Annotated in this window: 17 protein-coding genes; 5 read left to right on the top strand and 12 right to left on the bottom strand. The window is 44.0% G+C overall.

What is annotated here, in order from left to right:
• Window positions 1-59: 59 nt before the first annotated feature.
• From AC1RM2_RS16420 to AC1RM2_RS16470, 11 genes are all read right to left on the bottom strand, one after another.
• Window positions 60-1,034: a serine hydrolase domain-containing protein gene (locus AC1RM2_RS16420; RefSeq protein WP_492986274.1), complete on the bottom strand. Its 975-nt coding sequence runs from the start codon at window positions 1,032-1,034 to the stop codon at window positions 60-62.
• Between the two features lie 379 nt (window positions 1,035-1,413).
• Window positions 1,414-2,472 carry a beta-ketoacyl-[acyl-carrier-protein] synthase family protein gene (locus AC1RM2_RS16425; RefSeq protein WP_492986275.1) on the bottom strand — a complete coding sequence of 353 codons (1,059 nt, stop codon included), beginning with the start codon at window positions 2,470-2,472 and terminating at the stop codon, window positions 1,414-1,416.
• Window positions 2,472-3,662 carry a beta-ketoacyl-[acyl-carrier-protein] synthase family protein gene (locus tag AC1RM2_RS16430; protein ID WP_492986276.1) on the bottom strand — a complete coding sequence of 397 codons (1,191 nt, stop codon included), beginning with the start codon at window positions 3,660-3,662 and terminating at the stop codon, window positions 2,472-2,474. The genes AC1RM2_RS16425 and AC1RM2_RS16430 overlap by 1 nt, the downstream gene beginning before the upstream one ends.
• Before the next feature lie 13 nt (window positions 3,663-3,675).
• Complete coding sequence (locus AC1RM2_RS16435) at window positions 3,676-3,939, bottom strand: phosphopantetheine-binding protein (protein WP_090638009.1); 264 nt, start codon at window positions 3,937-3,939, stop codon at window positions 3,676-3,678.
• A gap of 7 nt (window positions 3,940-3,946) precedes the next feature.
• Window positions 3,947-5,230: an ABC transporter permease gene (locus AC1RM2_RS16440; RefSeq protein ID WP_492986277.1), complete on the bottom strand. Its 1,284-nt coding sequence runs from the start codon at window positions 5,228-5,230 to the stop codon at window positions 3,947-3,949.
• On the bottom strand, window positions 5,230-5,985 hold the full coding sequence (locus AC1RM2_RS16445) for an ABC transporter ATP-binding protein (RefSeq protein WP_492986278.1): 756 nt from the start codon (window positions 5,983-5,985) through the stop codon (window positions 5,230-5,232). The genes AC1RM2_RS16440 and AC1RM2_RS16445 overlap by 1 nt, the downstream gene beginning before the upstream one ends.
• Window positions 5,979-6,989: a BtrH-related acyltransferase DarH gene (gene darH, locus AC1RM2_RS16450; protein ID WP_492986279.1), complete on the bottom strand. Its 1,011-nt coding sequence runs from the start codon at window positions 6,987-6,989 to the stop codon at window positions 5,979-5,981. Before darH ends, AC1RM2_RS16445 begins: the two co-directional genes overlap by 7 nt.
• Window positions 6,979-7,386, bottom strand: coding sequence for a flexirubin biosynthesis protein DarG (DarG, locus tag AC1RM2_RS16455; protein ID WP_492986280.1), 408 nt, complete (start codon window positions 7,384-7,386; stop codon window positions 6,979-6,981). The genes darH and DarG overlap by 11 nt, the downstream gene beginning before the upstream one ends.
• A gap of 19 nt (window positions 7,387-7,405) precedes the next feature.
• Complete coding sequence (gene darB, locus AC1RM2_RS16460; protein ID WP_492986281.1) at window positions 7,406-8,554, bottom strand: dialkylresorcinol biosynthesis protein DarB; 1,149 nt, start codon at window positions 8,552-8,554, stop codon at window positions 7,406-7,408.
• A gap of 8 nt (window positions 8,555-8,562) precedes the next feature.
• The gene (locus tag AC1RM2_RS16465; protein WP_492986282.1) at window positions 8,563-9,465 is read right to left on the bottom strand and encodes a hypothetical protein; all 903 of its coding nucleotides are present in this window, start codon (window positions 9,463-9,465) and stop codon (window positions 8,563-8,565) included.
• Window positions 9,465-9,977 carry a hypothetical protein gene (locus tag AC1RM2_RS16470; protein ID WP_492986283.1) on the bottom strand — a complete coding sequence of 171 codons (513 nt, stop codon included), beginning with the start codon at window positions 9,975-9,977 and terminating at the stop codon, window positions 9,465-9,467. The genes AC1RM2_RS16465 and AC1RM2_RS16470 overlap by 1 nt, the downstream gene beginning before the upstream one ends.
• A 309-nt stretch (window positions 9,978-10,286) precedes the next feature.
• Here AC1RM2_RS16470 and AC1RM2_RS16475 point away from each other — a divergent pair, with 309 nt between their 5' ends.
• From AC1RM2_RS16475 to AC1RM2_RS16495, 5 genes are read left to right on the top strand one after another with little or no spacing between them, the layout of a single operon-like run.
• On the top strand, window positions 10,287-11,102 hold the full coding sequence (locus AC1RM2_RS16475; protein ID WP_492986284.1) for an SDR family oxidoreductase: 816 nt from the start codon (window positions 10,287-10,289) through the stop codon (window positions 11,100-11,102).
• 20 nt (window positions 11,103-11,122) lie between these two features.
• Window positions 11,123-11,581, top strand: a complete 459-nt coding sequence (locus AC1RM2_RS16480) for a 3-hydroxyacyl-ACP dehydratase FabZ family protein (protein ID WP_492986285.1) — start codon at window positions 11,123-11,125, stop codon at window positions 11,579-11,581.
• Window positions 11,578-12,879 (top strand): beta-ketoacyl-[acyl-carrier-protein] synthase family protein, encoded by a 1,302-nt coding sequence (locus AC1RM2_RS16485; RefSeq protein ID WP_492986286.1) that lies wholly within the window; start codon window positions 11,578-11,580, stop codon window positions 12,877-12,879. The genes AC1RM2_RS16480 and AC1RM2_RS16485 overlap by 4 nt, the downstream gene beginning before the upstream one ends.
• Complete coding sequence (locus tag AC1RM2_RS16490; protein ID WP_090637967.1) at window positions 12,854-13,111, top strand: acyl carrier protein; 258 nt, start codon at window positions 12,854-12,856, stop codon at window positions 13,109-13,111. Before AC1RM2_RS16485 ends, AC1RM2_RS16490 begins: the two co-directional genes overlap by 26 nt.
• Entirely contained in the window at window positions 13,108-13,782 is a 675-nt protein-coding gene (locus AC1RM2_RS16495; RefSeq protein ID WP_492986287.1) for a 4'-phosphopantetheinyl transferase family protein, read from the top strand. The genes AC1RM2_RS16490 and AC1RM2_RS16495 overlap by 4 nt, the downstream gene beginning before the upstream one ends.
• A 15-nt stretch (window positions 13,783-13,797) precedes the next feature.
• Here the strand turns inward: AC1RM2_RS16495 and AC1RM2_RS16500 are convergent, their stop codons facing one another.
• Window positions 13,798-14,277 (bottom strand): hypothetical protein, encoded by a 480-nt coding sequence (locus tag AC1RM2_RS16500; protein ID WP_492986288.1) that lies wholly within the window; start codon window positions 14,275-14,277, stop codon window positions 13,798-13,800.
• Window positions 14,278-14,308 lie beyond the last annotated feature (31 nt).

Here is a 14,308-nt window from a genome sequence, read left to right on the forward strand (position 1 = left end):
GGGTAAACCGACCGCATCTCGGAAAGATGACTGTGGGGACACAGTCATCGGATTGAAATTCACTTGCACCCGGGAATTATATACTTCGCCAATAAATCAAAGGCCCGTTTGGCCCTCCAGTTATTGTAATTGCCCTGGGTAAATGCGACCACCAGGTCAAGGTTTTTGATGATCATGATGTACTGCCCGCCATTGCCCGATGCAAAAACAACGTCTTCCGTATAACCCGGAGTTTTTACCTTTTCGTTGTACCAGTAGTAGCCGTAATAAGCAGGCTGCGGGGTGGCCACTTTAGTTCTGCTCAGTTTAACAAACGAAAAACCGGGAATGGGAATAGTGGCTGTGGTTGACGCCCTGAGCCATTGTGCCGATACTATCCGTTTACCCTGCCAAACGCCATTGTTTTTTACCAACAGCCCAATTTTAATCATATCCTTTGGCAACAGGAAAAAGGATCCGGCAGTGGCGCCATGTCCGGCAGGATCAACAGTCCAGTGGTAGTTGGTAATCCCCAACGAATCAAACAAATATTTTTTAGCAAAGGCCATAACAGACATATGGGAGGCATTACTGATAATACCACTAATAATCATTGGGTTACATGATGTATAGTTCCAAACTGTACCAGGATCGTTTTTCACAGGCAAATCCAACGAGAACTTAACCCAGTCTTTGGTTTCAACCATTTCTGTTTCGCAATCCTTCCCGTTATCATCCCATTCATTGCAATCAAAGCCCGACCGCATTTCTAAAAGGTTTTTGATGGTGATAAGCTGTTTCCGCGCGTCGTTGTTAGCGAATGATTTATACTCCGGGAAAAATGCATAAACTTTTTGATCTGCATTTTTTACAAAGCCTTTATCAATGGCAATGCCCATCAGCAGGCTGGTTATCGATTTAAACGCTGATCGGGAATCATGCAGCGAATCGGCCGTGTAACCGTTAAAATAATGCTCGTAAGCCAGCTTGCCGCCTTTGGATATCAATATGCTGTGGATTCCGGTGTATTCCTGCTTTTCGATGGCGTGGGTCATTGAATCTAACAAAGTATGTGTTTGCGCATGTGCCCAATTGGATAGAAAGAAGTAAATAAGGGCCAAGTATTTTATTGGAGACGGCATATTTCTGTTGATAATGGCTGATATAACGTTAAATCATCCAGAAGATAAGACGCATAGGATATTGGCGCGTTGCATGAAGCGTTATTATCCTTCTGTTCTTTCCGTCGCGGGGTTTTAACCCGTGACTACTGCGGGTTTCAGCTTTTAGCTGAACTAAGCCGGAGGCTTAAACCAGTTTAACCCACGAGTTACGCTACGCTAACCTCGCGGGAGGTGAAGATTTGTATGAGATTTGCCCGTGCGATTTGCATGCGGGAGACGCAATTATGCGTCTCTACAAAAAAACGGAATTTTACGCGGGCACACTTACCAGCATACAGCCGTGTTGGCCCACCTTGTGCGTGTTATAAATCAAAATATTTTTGAAATCTGTAGCTGTTCCTTGTTGCTTAACCATATGCTGCGGCATGGCCAATGCCCCGCCAACAAAATTGCAGGCCAGCCAAAGTGCAAATGACGATGCCGTTGGATACTCGCCGCACATGTGCTTAAAGCGGGCTATTGTGGTATATTGATCAAACAAGCTATCGCAGGAGGTATAAAAAGGGAGCGAGCGCTTATCGCCATTTTCGCCGGTTAACAGCAGTTCTGGCTTTTCGCCTTCGGCAAGGTTTTCTTCAACGAACTTTTCAATGCGGGTTTTAATCACCTCAACATCGGCGCTATGTATGGTAGTTATGGCTTTCAATTGCGCCATGGCGTTTTGTTTATTACCACTAACCATAAACATGGCCGCTCCTTCGCCAGACAGACTACCATCGGTTGTGGAACTGTACATGTAGCTGTTCAGGCAATCTTCTTTCTTAAACCAGCCCGCAAGGGTATCAAGGGTATAGTTGTTAAACGAAATTTCGTCAACGCCACCCAACAAATAGTTGCTTTGGGGGTTTTCACTCAACAGCATGGCTGCATCAATAACCGCGTTTTCAAAAGCCAACCCGCGGTGCACGTGTGTAAGGTTATAGTTTTTGTTATTGCTGATAAAGGCTATTTGCGATGATATGGTATTGGGTGTACCCTGCACAAAACTTCCCGGCGTAAGCATATCTTCATTATACTCAATAATCTGGTTCAGGAACTTGCCGTTCTCCTCCATTCCGCTTACCTGGGTGCCTATGATAATGCCATCGGGCTGTACGGCATCTGCAAGCAGCGGCAGGGCGGCTCCCGAGCCGATGCGGGTACTTTTACTCATCCGGCGTAAAGCATTGCCTTTAAACTGCGGATAAGCAGGCTCAATGGCATACAGCTTGTTTTCAACCGAAGGGCGAAGCGTTTCAATGTCGATGTTGTCTCCAAAGGTTTGCTGCGGCGAAATACATGTGGTTTTGTGGATATACAACTTCATCATTAAGCTTTTGAAAAAATTAATGATGTACAATTCCCGCCAAAACCAAACGAGTTACTCATTACATGTTTTATAGTGCCGGTGTTGTAAGCCAGAACCGGCTCAAGGCCAATATCAGTTATCGGCACATTAAAATTCAAATTAGGGTATAGTTCCTGCCTGTCGATATTCAGGATGCTGTACACCGCCTCGATAGCGCTGGCTGCACCAAGCGTATGCCCGGTAAAGCCTTTGGTAGATGCAAAACCGGGCAGGGTGTTAAACAGGCGCTGCATAGCGCGGCTTTCTACCTCGTCGTTATTCTCGGTGCCGGTGCCGTGGGCATTTATAAAGTCGATATCTGCTGGTTTTAACCCGGCATTATCCAATGCATTTTTCATAGCCAGGTAAGGGCCATCGCCCTCCGGGGATAACGAAGATGGATGATAGGCATCATTGGCATTTCCATAACCGCTCACCTCGGCATAAATCTTTTTGCCTGCCGCATCGGCCTCTTTCTCTAATACTAAAAACGCTGCGCCTTCGCCTAAATTAAGGCCTTTACGGTTTTGGTCGAAGGGGGCACAAGGTTCATCGGAAAGAATACGCAGGGCGTTAAAACCATTAACCGTGAATTTGGCCAGGCTATCGGCCCCGCCTACAATTACACGATTTGCCAGTCCGTTCTTAATCAGCCTGCAACCGTACATAATAGCATTTGCTGATGACGAGCATGCCGTATTCAAGGTATTAATTACTCCGGTTATCCCATAACGCGTTTGTATGTATAGGTTTACCGATGCATAATCGTATGATTTTACGTATTCAATATGTTCGGCATCGCCATGGGTATTGGCGTATAACTCGTCGGTAAGGCACATGCCACCTACGGTTGTAGCACCCACAAGCGCGGTATCGGCGGCCGTTAATTCATTTTGGGTTAACCGGGCATCGGCAATAGCTTCATTAAACGCGTGCAAGGCAAGCAGGGTAGTGCGGGTAACGCCCGGTTCTGTTACGCCAAGTTTTGTTTTTAATTCCTGGGTGCCGGTCAATACTTCGCCGAAAGGCAGAAGTCCCGAATAGCGCGAAGGGAAATTGCCCCCTCCCTTAATAATTCCGGTTTTGCCCTGTACCAATGCAGTATGATTTTCAGCTACCGAGTGGCCAATAGCGCTGATCACTCCAATCCCGGTTACTACAATCCTGTCCAATTTTTATCGGTGTTTATTTTTGCCCGTTTTGCTCAATATACCTTGCCATGGTGTTCACGTCTACAAGTACCTTGCGGCCTTCCTTAGGGTCTTGAATGTTGATGCCGTACTCGCGTTTCAAAAGTACAATAAGTTCCAGTGAATCGATGGAATCAAGCCCCAGGCCATCGCCAAACAACGGCTCATCGTCTTTAATGTCTGCCGGGGTAAGATCGGTTAAATTCAGGAACTGAATGATCTGAACTTTTAACTTCTCTTTTAGTTCTGTAGTTTCCATTTGGTATCTATATTAAATTCTTTCTTTTTAAACCAATAAATGTTAGCGCCTGGAATACAAATGTAATTCCAACCAACGGAATAATGCTGATAACAACATCCTTTAATCCCGCGCCCTCTAAAAATAAGCCGTAATAGGCTTCAATGCACCAATGCAATGGCGATAATGAGCTTATTGTTTTTAATGCACCCGGCATGGCAAATGAAGGCACCATAAGGCCGCCAATGGCCGATAGTATCACTATGGATACCGCTCCAAATCCGTTTGCCTGCTCCTGCGTATGGGCAAATACGCCTACACAAATGGCGTAGCTTACCGCGCAATAGCCAACGGCCACTGTTACCAATACCAAACCGAAAATATCTGCCGGTAAGTTTAACGCGGGCAAATTAATATACGGAAAAAACCATAATCCCAGCGAAAAAATTACCAGCGCCTGGAACAATGTAACGCACAGATAGGTGATCTGCTTGGATAATAGGCCTACAGCAAAATTAGTAGGCAATGTTTTTAGGCGGATAAAGCTGCCGCTAACCTTTTCCCTCACCACACTGCCACTTAACGACATGATGATAAAAAACATGGCGAATATAGTCCAGGCGGGTACATTGTGCTGGGTGGCGTTTGGTGCGGTTATGCTGCCGCCCTTTGATACCGGCACCTGTTTTATTTCGGCCTTTCCGTTCAGCATTTCCTGTTCCAGCTTTTCGGGCATCTCCTTTTCGTTTATGGCGAAGTAAAGTGTGCGCAGTGTTTCCCGGCTTTCTACAATCTGTAAGGCGCTGGTTAAGGCTCCGTTTACCGAAAAGCGGATAGACTCGGGTATGGATGGGTTATAATGTAATATTAATGGCGTAGGTGCGGCCAGCTTTTCTTCTTTAGCCGAATCGGCCTGTAGTCCAAAGCTTTTCAGCGCTTTATTTGATGATGATTTGGCTTTTGCTTCAATCTTCGCCGAAAAATCGGGCGGAATAGTAATGGCCAGCATGGCATCGGCGTTGTGCATGGCATCGCCTATTTGCTGTTCGTTTAAATTTGATGCTGCCTGCACCACTTTAAACATGCCAATTTTGTTGATGGTACCCGTGAGCTGCTTGCTTAGTTTACCGGCATCTTTATTACAAACCACCACCGTGAGTTTGTTTTTGTTCATCAGCTGAAAGGTGCTGTTCTGGATCAACGTAACTACAATAACCAAAATAACGGGCATGATAAACATGAGCGATATGCCTACTTTGTCGCGCAGCAATATCCTTACATCTTTTACTATGGAGGCCCAAAGCTTAAACATTAGTTCCGGTAATCCTTTCCAGTTAAGTTTAAAAACAGTTCCTCCAGATCCTGGTGGCCATACTCTTCCAGCAAGCTATCCAGTTGTCCTTCTTTAACAATCTCGCCCTTATCAACCAGGGCTATCTGCTCGCACAGCCCCTCGGCTTCGGCTAATTGGTGCGAGGTGTAGATCAACGTGGTGCCCTGTTTATTCAGTTGTTTTAAGTAATCGATAATGGCGTGGCGGGTTTGCACATCCACACCTACCGTAGGTTCATCCAAAAACAAGATCCTGGGGTTATGAATAACTCCTATGGCCAAATTAACCCTGCGTTTCATTCCTCCCGAAAAATTTTCAACAGCTTTGTGGCTTACATCTGTAAGCCCCAATATCTCCAGTAATTCTGCCGACCGCTGCGCAATTTGTTTCCGGTTTAAACCGTACCAGGCCCCAAAAAACTCCAGGTTTTCTATCGGGCTAAGTTCCTGGTAAAAGGAAAAATCCTGCGGCACAAAACCAAACAGCTTATTTACAGCCTTGCTTTTGGTGCCAATTTTATGCTCCAGCAATTCAACCGTGCCGCTATCGGCAACCAGCAGGCCAGTCATCAAATTCATGAGCGTGGTTTTACCGGCGCCATTCGGCCCAAACAAACCAAAGCGTTCGCCTTCGGTAATCTTTAAATTTAGCCCATTATAAGTCACCCCCGAATTACCCGGATAATGAAAACAAAGGTTTTCGATATTTACGGCGAGGGATGTTTTGCTTACCATTTGATATTTTTCAGCAGTGTAAAAGCCTTCTTTTCTATTTCGGCAATTTCTAACAAATAGTTGCCCATTACATTAAAATCTTCCTGGCTGCCTATGCGGCCTTTGTAAATACCTGCAGCTTGTACAGCGGCTGTTCGCCACATGTCACCAGCCTGCGTAAACATTTCTGATGCCTGTAACAATACCGGGTTTGGCAGGTAATCATTAGCCTGTTGTAAAAACGCGGCATAAATATACCTGAACCCGCCACCGCCTGTGCCTATTTCTTCCTGCATACGCACCAACTGCGCCAGGTACAAGCCTGCAGTTTTAAGGCCCAGCTTGTCGCGCCAGCCTTTTATTTTATTGCCTGTATATCTTATCCCGTTTACACCAGCGAAAGGCCCGGGGATGGAGATCATGTTAAAAACATTTTTTTTGATGCCGCTTTTAATAGCGCTCCTGATCTGGTCGTCGGTAATTTTCGTTTGATTGGCAGGATAGTATAATTGTCCCTTTGGTGCCAAAGCCCCTTTGGCAAAACGCACGCGCTCCAACTCGTAGCTGGTTAGTGTAGTGGCGTGCTCCATAATGGGATCGCTAATCAGGTAATTATCCCCCTCCTTGCCAAAAACAATAAGGTTGTGGGCATTAAAATGAAAACGGTATTCTTTCGGGAAGTAGGATAAATAATAAACCCCTACCTGCGCGCCAACCGGCTGCCCGGCTTCAAGGCTTTCCATCAAAGCGGCCTCGGCCTTTTCTTTGGAACTGAACTTTTTCTGTATCACCGGGATGCCCAGTGATTTGCAGGTACGGTTAAAAATAAAGCCCGGCATTGAGCGAAAAGCAATTGCCGGCCCATTATTTATTTTTATTAACGGTACGTAAACAAAAAACAGCCCGGCACCAATACCAAAAGCCAGCGGCTCGGTTATTTTGCCCTTCGAGATCTTTTTTAATAAATTACTGGTAACCCCCGATTCGCAATGTGCAGCTTGTCCGTGTTCAAAATCAATCTTCATGCACATCCATACTTTTTAGCTCATCAACCTTTACATTAAAGGCTTCGGCATATTTTTTTAAATCCTTTTCTGATAGTTTATTAAACACACCGGGCTTCAGATGGCGTTTTATCTGCCATTTCCAAAAACCGGTATAATCGGCCAAAATACTCAGGTCCATCAGCCGCAACTCCATAAAAAACAGCAGCGGACTGGCCTCTCCGTTTAAAACCCTTTGTTTAGCGTTGGCAATGCGGCCATCAATTTCCTGCCAGGCCACATCAAGTGCGGTTATTTTTACATCCCATCCGTCGCTTAACTGGGTTACATACTTCCCGTCGCTATCGGTAGCGTAGCAAACCTCTTTGGTGATTTTACCAAGCGAGCTCAGATCCTGGGGTACGTTTTCTTTTTTCATTGTAAACTGGCTTTTCCCGTTAAACAACAGTAAGCATAGCATACATATACGAGAATCTTGAACTTTCGGGCACCAACAACAATATTTTTTCGCCAACTTTTAGTTTGCCGCTGTGAAACAGCTCATTAATCATCAGGTAAACAGATGCCGCGCCAACGTTACCTACGGTATACAGGTTCATAAACCATTTTTCGTAAGGGATACCGCCGCCATAAATCTCCACCATATCATAAATCTTTGGCCTGAAAAAATCGCTGGAGATATGCGGTAAAAAATGATCGATATCATTTGTAGTTAAACCTTTGCGTTCAAAAATCTCTTTAATCTTGGCTCCGCCCAATGGCACAATATTATCGCTCAGCAAACCAATATCCTGCTTTACACTAAAGATGGATTTATTTTTAATCTCTTCAGGCGTAAAGTCCATAAAACCTTTCAGGCTGCCATCCGGTTGTTTTTCGGCCCCCATATACATACAGGCATCCATCTGGTTGGCGTATGATACACCTTCAATCCAGTCAACCCGCAAACTCAGGCCTGTTTCGTTTGGCTTATCTGTCATTAAAAATGCCGATGCCCCGTCAGAAAGCATCCACCTTAAAAAATCTTTATGGAACGCGATATACGGGTTTTCGGAAAGTTCCTTTAGCTTTTGTGCTTCTTCTTCAAACACATCAGATACCAGCAGGCCCGAAAATCTTTCAGACCCGGCAGCCACTGCCTGCCTGGCTTCGCCAGATTTAATGGCCATATAGGCATATTTAAGGGCATGCATCCCGGCGCAGCAAACACCTGCCGGCGATACCACCTCAATCGGGCCCGCCTCGGGAAGCCAGCCATGCGTCATTACCCCGTGGCTTGGCATCATTTGATCGGGCGATGAGGTACCGCATGATAGGATATCAGTTTCCTCTATTTTAGCATCGGTATTTTTAAACAGTTCCTTAACAGCCAATGCTGTCATCTCGGCATTGGTATGCGTTGCCTTTTTATTTTTATCTAAAGCATAATACCGGGTGGTTATGGCATTATTGCGCAGTACTATTTTTTTTGATTTAGAGGGTTTATTGTCGATATAACCCAGATACTGCTCCATATCATCATTTGCAACGGGCTCGTTGGGCAGAAAAGCAGATGTGGCGTTTATATAAACCTGATTAAAAGACATGTATATTTTTAAATTAGTTGTAAGTAAAAGTTCTTTTTCTCCTGGATCCTGTCACCAAAAAAAGGCCTTATTAAGATCATATCAACCGTTAGCGCAATAGGCGCAACAATAAACAGGGCAAAAAAAAGATAATATTTAAAAGCTGTAAGCCATGCTGCTTTATTTTTGCGTTTCGAAATAATTTTTGCCCAAACCGAAAATATAATCCTGGCCTTCCCTTCAATAAACATCAGGGGGTATTTAATGTTTACGGCGTCGTTGTGCATCAGTTCATCCTGGAGGCTGTCCCAATAGTCAACCATATTAAGCCTGGCTGCTATAATCTTGCCAAATTTGGCGGTGTCCTTTATTTCCTGTTCATCAACACCCGGCTTGGGGAATATATTCAGGTAGCTTTCTTTTTTACCTGTAAGCATCCAGTAAAAAATGGTAACAAAACTTATTGGGTTAAGGTGCCTGTCAACCAGGGCAATATTGCCAACCAGTCTTCCGCCGGCATCCTGTATAGATTTGCGTACCCGCACAAAGGCGTTTAGCCACATATTACGGGCTGCGCTGATGGTTACAACCGGTGTATCTTGTACTACTTTAACAAAGTCGGGGTGGTTAAGCAGTGAATTTGAAGGGATGCTGGGCGATAAAAACCAGGGCTGGTAGCCCACAATGATCATATCGTATTTAGTTTCCTTTAATATAAATGGCTCAATTTGGGCGGGTACACCTAAAACACAATCGGGCATAACACCAAAAAAGCTGGATCCTGTCCATGGGAAATTATAGCTGTTTACCATTTTTATCTCCACTTTTTCAACCGATGCTCCCGCCTCAATAATAGGTTGCGTTAATGAGTCGATGACATCGCGCATTTGTCCCGATTGGGTGTAGTAAATAGCTAATATCTTTTTACTCATTATTCAGCAGGTTTAAGGTCTTCGGTGTGCAAAACTTTTGAGGTTTTGCTATAATCAACTATGGCTCGCTGTACTACAGGCGACAAGGCTTTAAAATTTTTTATCACCATAGTTTTATCCTTTTCGATATCTGTACGGTAATGCACAATTTTAGGGGCTTTTTCCTGGATAACCAAACGTAAAAAATGCAAGTCAGTATTATCAGGTTCGGCCAGTAGGGCTGTTTCCAGTTTAATGCGGCCGGTTTTAAAAAAGCTCAGCTTATCTTTGGGCTTGCCGGCAAGGCTGGCTTTTTTCATTAATAAAGCGCCCTCATAGCCGTTTTTTGTTTCGGTGCCGGCATCAGCAAATGTGGCCAGTTCCTGGTTAATTTCGTCAATATTATCGCTTGCCATTGCTTTATAAAAAGCAGCTTTTTCTAATTTCTGCGCATACAGCGTGGTATTACTGCCCGCTATAATTATCAGCACAAAACAAACAAAAGCAACGCGCTTTTCAATACAATTCTTCATAAAGCTTACCAAATGTAATAAATATTATGTGCCCTGCAAACAGCTTTGCTCTTTACTCATAAAGCATAAGCGCAACCGTTTTTGCTTCATTTAGTTTTAAATTTTTTTAATAACTTAAACCCATGTGTCACTGTATATGATGCTTTTTGCCTGTGATGGTTTAACAACGCCCAATTAATAGCGGTTGCACCATTAAAATCCGGTTTTCTTTCGCTTACTTTGGGGTTTGAATTTTTTTCGGAAATTTAAGAGCGAAAATAATTATACAATCCATACCATAAATGACGAAATTAACTATCAGCAATTTACATGGATAAAACTAAACAGTTTTCGGGTTCATGGGCTGTAATTTTAGGGGGGTCTGGCGGCTTCGGGTTTGGGGCTTTGCAAAAGCTTGCCGCACATGGTATGAACGTAGCGGTTTTGTACCGGGAAACCTCCATTACCGAAAAACCACTCAAAATAAAACTTAGGCAGATTGCTGAAACAAATGGGGTAACCATACTGCCGTTTAACATAAATGCGCTTGAACAAACCGGGCGCGATTTATTTTTAAAACAATTTACCGAAGTTGCTGTACATAAACATTGTGTTAAGTTATTACTGCATTCAATAGCCCGGGGCAATTTAAAACCGCTGGCTGCCGAATCAGAAAATGCCGACAGCACCGCTGTTCTTTCAACTGATGATATACAAGCCACAAGCTATGCTATGGCCAACAGTTTGCTTGATTGGACAAGGCTACTGCTAAACGCCGGGCTTTTTAACGCCGATGCCCGTATTATAGGCCTTACCAGCGATGGGGCACACAAATATTGGGAAAGTTATGCGGCGGTATCTATTGCGAAGGCATCATTAGAAAGCCTTGCAAAATACATGGCTGTTGAATTCAGCCGCTTTGGGATAAAAACCAATTTGATACAGGCCGGGGTTACCGAAACGGCATCATTAAAAAGAATACCGGGCAGCGATAAATTAATTGAACTGGCCACGGCAAACAACCCGATGGGCCGGTTAACAAAGCCCGCAGATGTTGCAAACGTAATATATATGCTTTGTACCGACGAAGCCTTCTGGATAAATGGTGCATTGATTCATGTTGACGGTGGCGAACATTGTTTGTAACTATATTGATTTTTAGAAACATGAATAACCATATACTTAATCATTTACCATACAAATCTACTTTCCGCTTTATTGATAACATTACATCATTAAATGAAAACGGGGTTACCGGCGATTTTACGCTGAAACAGGATGCCTTTTTTTATGAAGATCATTTTGAAGGAAACCCGGTTACGCCAGGCGTTATCATTACCGAAATTATGGCCCAGATTGGTTTGGTTGTGCTGGGTATATTTTTGATTATGAAAGAGCCCGGCAATGATTTTACCAGTGATACATCGCTGTACCCGGTGCTTACCTCAACCGATGTTTCTTTTTACAAAATGGTTTTACCCGGCCAAAAGGTTACGGTTATTTCTAAAAAACAATATTTTCGTTTTGGTAAGTTAAAATGCATTGTGGAGATGCTGAACAGCGAAAAAGAAATTGTTGCCAGGGGCACATTTGCCGGTATTATTAAACATATTGACTTAAAATGAGCAGGCGCGTTGTTGTTACAGGTATGGGAGTGGTATCGCCAAACGGCATCGGGATCAGCACGTTCCTGGATGCCATACAAAAGGGCGTATCGGGCATTAAATTTCAGCCGTTGTACGAGGAATTGAAATTTAGCTGTCATGTTGCGGGCAAACCCGATTTTGTACTGGAAGATCTTAAAACCAAAAACTACATATCTGAGGTGGTTTTTCACGGCCTTAAAGGTACCAATATTGGCTATGGTCTCATGGCTGCGCTTGATGCCTGGGCCGATGCCGGCCTGGATTACGATACCGAAGAAACCCGCTGGGAAACCGGCTGCATTTTTGGCAACAGTGTATCAGATACCGAGGCCATGAAAAACGTAATTACCCGCGTAGATAACAAAGAAGCCAAAAAATTAGGCTCGCGCGTGGTAGAGCAGGCTATGAACAGCGGGGTTACCTCCTATGTATCGGGCCGTTTAGGATTGGGTAATAAAGTAATTACCAACTCTGCGGCTTGCGCTACCGGCACACAGGCTATTTTAATGGGCTACGAAACCATTAAAGATGGTTACGCCAAACGAATGCTGGTTGGCAGCAGCGAATATGTTGACACCTATGTGTTCGGCTCGTTTGACTCCATGCGCGTGTTATCCCGTAAGTATAATGACCAGCCCGAAAAGGCATCAAGGCCGATGAGTATAACCGCGGGTGGCTTTGTTCCGGGCTCTGGTTCGGCCGCGCTGGTTTTGGAAGACCTGGAATTTGCTTTGGCCAGGGGCGCAAAAATTTACGCAGAGGTTTTAGGCGGCTCAACCAATAGCGGCGGCCAGCGCATGGGCGGCTCCATGACGGCGGCTAACCCACAGGGCGTTATCAAATGCATTGAGGATTCAATAGCTAATTCAAAAATAAATGCTAACGATATCGACCTGATTAGCGGCCACCTTACTGCAACCAATGCCGACATGCAGGAAATTCAAAACTGGTGCAAGGCGCTTGGCCGGGGCGGTGATGATTTTCCGCTGATGAATTCGCTTAAATCGATGATTGGCCATTGCTTAAGCGCGGCGGGATCTATCGAAGCAGTGGCATCAATATTGCAAATAGTGCACGGATTTGTTCATCCTAATATCAACCTGGATGATCCTAATCCCGAAATCGGCAACTACATCAATTTAAACCGTTTGCCGGTTTCCATAGTCAAAAAAGACATCAATATCGTTGCGAAAGCTAATTTTGGCTTCGGCGACGTCAATTCCTGCTTAATATTTTCTAAATTTAACCCTAATGACACGACAAGAGATTTTAATTGAACTAAAAAAAGTTTTATCGCCATATACCCTTGATAAAGAAGCTCTGGCCGGCATAGACGAAAATACCGACCTTATTAAGGACCTGAAAATCAATTCGGCCAATCTTGTTGATATCATTATTGATGCCGAAACCAAATACAATATCGAAATAGATTATGATGCTGCGGATAAAATGGTGAACGTAGGCGGCTGTATTGATGTGATTGAAGAAAAGACCAACCAGCAAACATGACAATAAGTGCCGGTAATGATATTGTAGACCTCCAGGCCATCGACACCGCGCGAACAAATGAACCCAGGTTTTATAAAAAATTCATTACCGGCCCCGAAACTCAATTATACAGCCTGCCCCAGTTAGCTGCTATGCCGTTTGCAAATTTTGTATGGCTACTGTGGTCGGTTAAAGAGTCGGTTTACAAATTTGAACAAAGGGATAATCCTGATCTTGTTTTTTCTCCCTCAAAAATTATTGTCGGGCATATTAATCCCCCTTTGAGTACGGCGTGTGCTGATGTTGCCTGCGAGGCAATTGAAGGCGAAGGCTTTGATATGCAGCTTTGTTATAACAGCACCATCGCTTTTAACGGGCATACATTTTATTCCCGGTCGATAATTACCAACCGTTATATCGTAACTGTAGTTAACAACAGTGATCATTTCGAAAATATGTACTGGGGTGTTAAGCCAATTGACAATAGCAGCCCCACATATCAATCAATCCAGGTACGAGAGTTTATCTTAAAAAAACTCGGCGCTTTTTTTGAATCCAACCAGCTGAATATTATTAAAACCCCGTCAGGCTGCCCCATTTTACATGATGGACTGGCCGAAACAACTATACCTGTTTCATTGGCGCATCATGGCCAATATGTAGCTTATGCATTCCATTTAGCCAACGTATAGAATACTGCCCGGCGCTCAATTAGCTAATGCCTCTATCTTTTTGATATCGCAGTAGCAAATGTATAATGGGATAAAACCGAAAATTCCAAAGCAACAATCAATGCACCGCCAGTAAACAGGAATACCACGTATGGGGCCTGCAATAAAGGCCAGCGGGAAAACCATAACACAGGCTATCATTCCAAACTGAATTATCCAGATATTTTTTACAGGATCGCGCAGGGGGCCAATAAAAGCGGTGGCAATAACCAGGTGCCCAAATGCCAGCCAATCGGTTCCATAGCTCAGGTAGGGGTAGTTTTCATTAGTGGTTTTTACAGCCTGGTAAACCTGTGCTATCCAATGATGCACAAAATCGGGAAATATGGTTACATTGGACAGGTAAGCCAGCTCAGTTTCAATGGGGAAAGCGGTTATCCCGCTTAATACCAAGCCTATAATAAATACTATGATCCAGGTTTTTACTTTTTTGCGGAGTTGAGGTTCGGTTTGCATAATGGGTGTTCAATTTATTTTTAAATGAAAT

The organism is Mucilaginibacter sp. GW822-FHT03E02, assembly GCF_058801545.1.

Excerpts from the sequence above, each read along its gene's own strand:
- AC1RM2_RS16420 (WP_492986274.1), bottom strand. The coding sequence starts at position 1,034 with ATGACCCACGCCATCGAAAAGCAGGAATACACCGGAATCCACAGCATA.
- AC1RM2_RS16425 (WP_492986275.1), bottom strand. The coding sequence starts at position 2,472 with ATGATGAAGTTGTATATCCACAAAACCACATGTATTTCGCCGCAGCAA.
- AC1RM2_RS16435 (WP_090638009.1), bottom strand. The coding sequence starts at position 3,939 with ATGGAAACTACAGAACTAAAAGAGAAGTTAAAAGTTCAGATCATTCAG.
- AC1RM2_RS16440 (WP_492986277.1), bottom strand. The coding sequence starts at position 5,230 with ATGTTTAAGCTTTGGGCCTCCATAGTAAAAGATGTAAGGATATTGCTG.
- AC1RM2_RS16445 (WP_492986278.1), bottom strand. The coding sequence starts at position 5,985 with ATGGTAAGCAAAACATCCCTCGCCGTAAATATCGAAAACCTTTGTTTT.
- darH (WP_492986279.1), bottom strand. The coding sequence starts at position 6,989 with ATGAAGATTGATTTTGAACACGGACAAGCTGCACATTGCGAATCGGGG.
- DarG (WP_492986280.1), bottom strand. The coding sequence starts at position 7,386 with ATGAAAAAAGAAAACGTACCCCAGGATCTGAGCTCGCTTGGTAAAATC.
- darB (WP_492986281.1), bottom strand. The coding sequence starts at position 8,554 with ATGTCTTTTAATCAGGTTTATATAAACGCCACATCTGCTTTTCTGCCC.
- AC1RM2_RS16465 (WP_492986282.1), bottom strand. The coding sequence starts at position 9,465 with ATGAGTAAAAAGATATTAGCTATTTACTACACCCAATCGGGACAAATG.
- AC1RM2_RS16470 (WP_492986283.1), bottom strand. The coding sequence starts at position 9,977 with ATGAAGAATTGTATTGAAAAGCGCGTTGCTTTTGTTTGTTTTGTGCTG.
- AC1RM2_RS16475 (WP_492986284.1), top strand. The coding sequence starts at position 10,287 with ATGGATAAAACTAAACAGTTTTCGGGTTCATGGGCTGTAATTTTAGGG.
- AC1RM2_RS16480 (WP_492986285.1), top strand. The coding sequence starts at position 11,123 with ATGAATAACCATATACTTAATCATTTACCATACAAATCTACTTTCCGC.
- AC1RM2_RS16485 (WP_492986286.1), top strand. The coding sequence starts at position 11,578 with ATGAGCAGGCGCGTTGTTGTTACAGGTATGGGAGTGGTATCGCCAAAC.
- AC1RM2_RS16490 (WP_090637967.1), top strand. The coding sequence starts at position 12,854 with ATGACACGACAAGAGATTTTAATTGAACTAAAAAAAGTTTTATCGCCA.
- AC1RM2_RS16495 (WP_492986287.1), top strand. The coding sequence starts at position 13,108 with ATGACAATAAGTGCCGGTAATGATATTGTAGACCTCCAGGCCATCGAC.
- AC1RM2_RS16500 (WP_492986288.1), bottom strand. The coding sequence starts at position 14,277 with ATGCAAACCGAACCTCAACTCCGCAAAAAAGTAAAAACCTGGATCATA.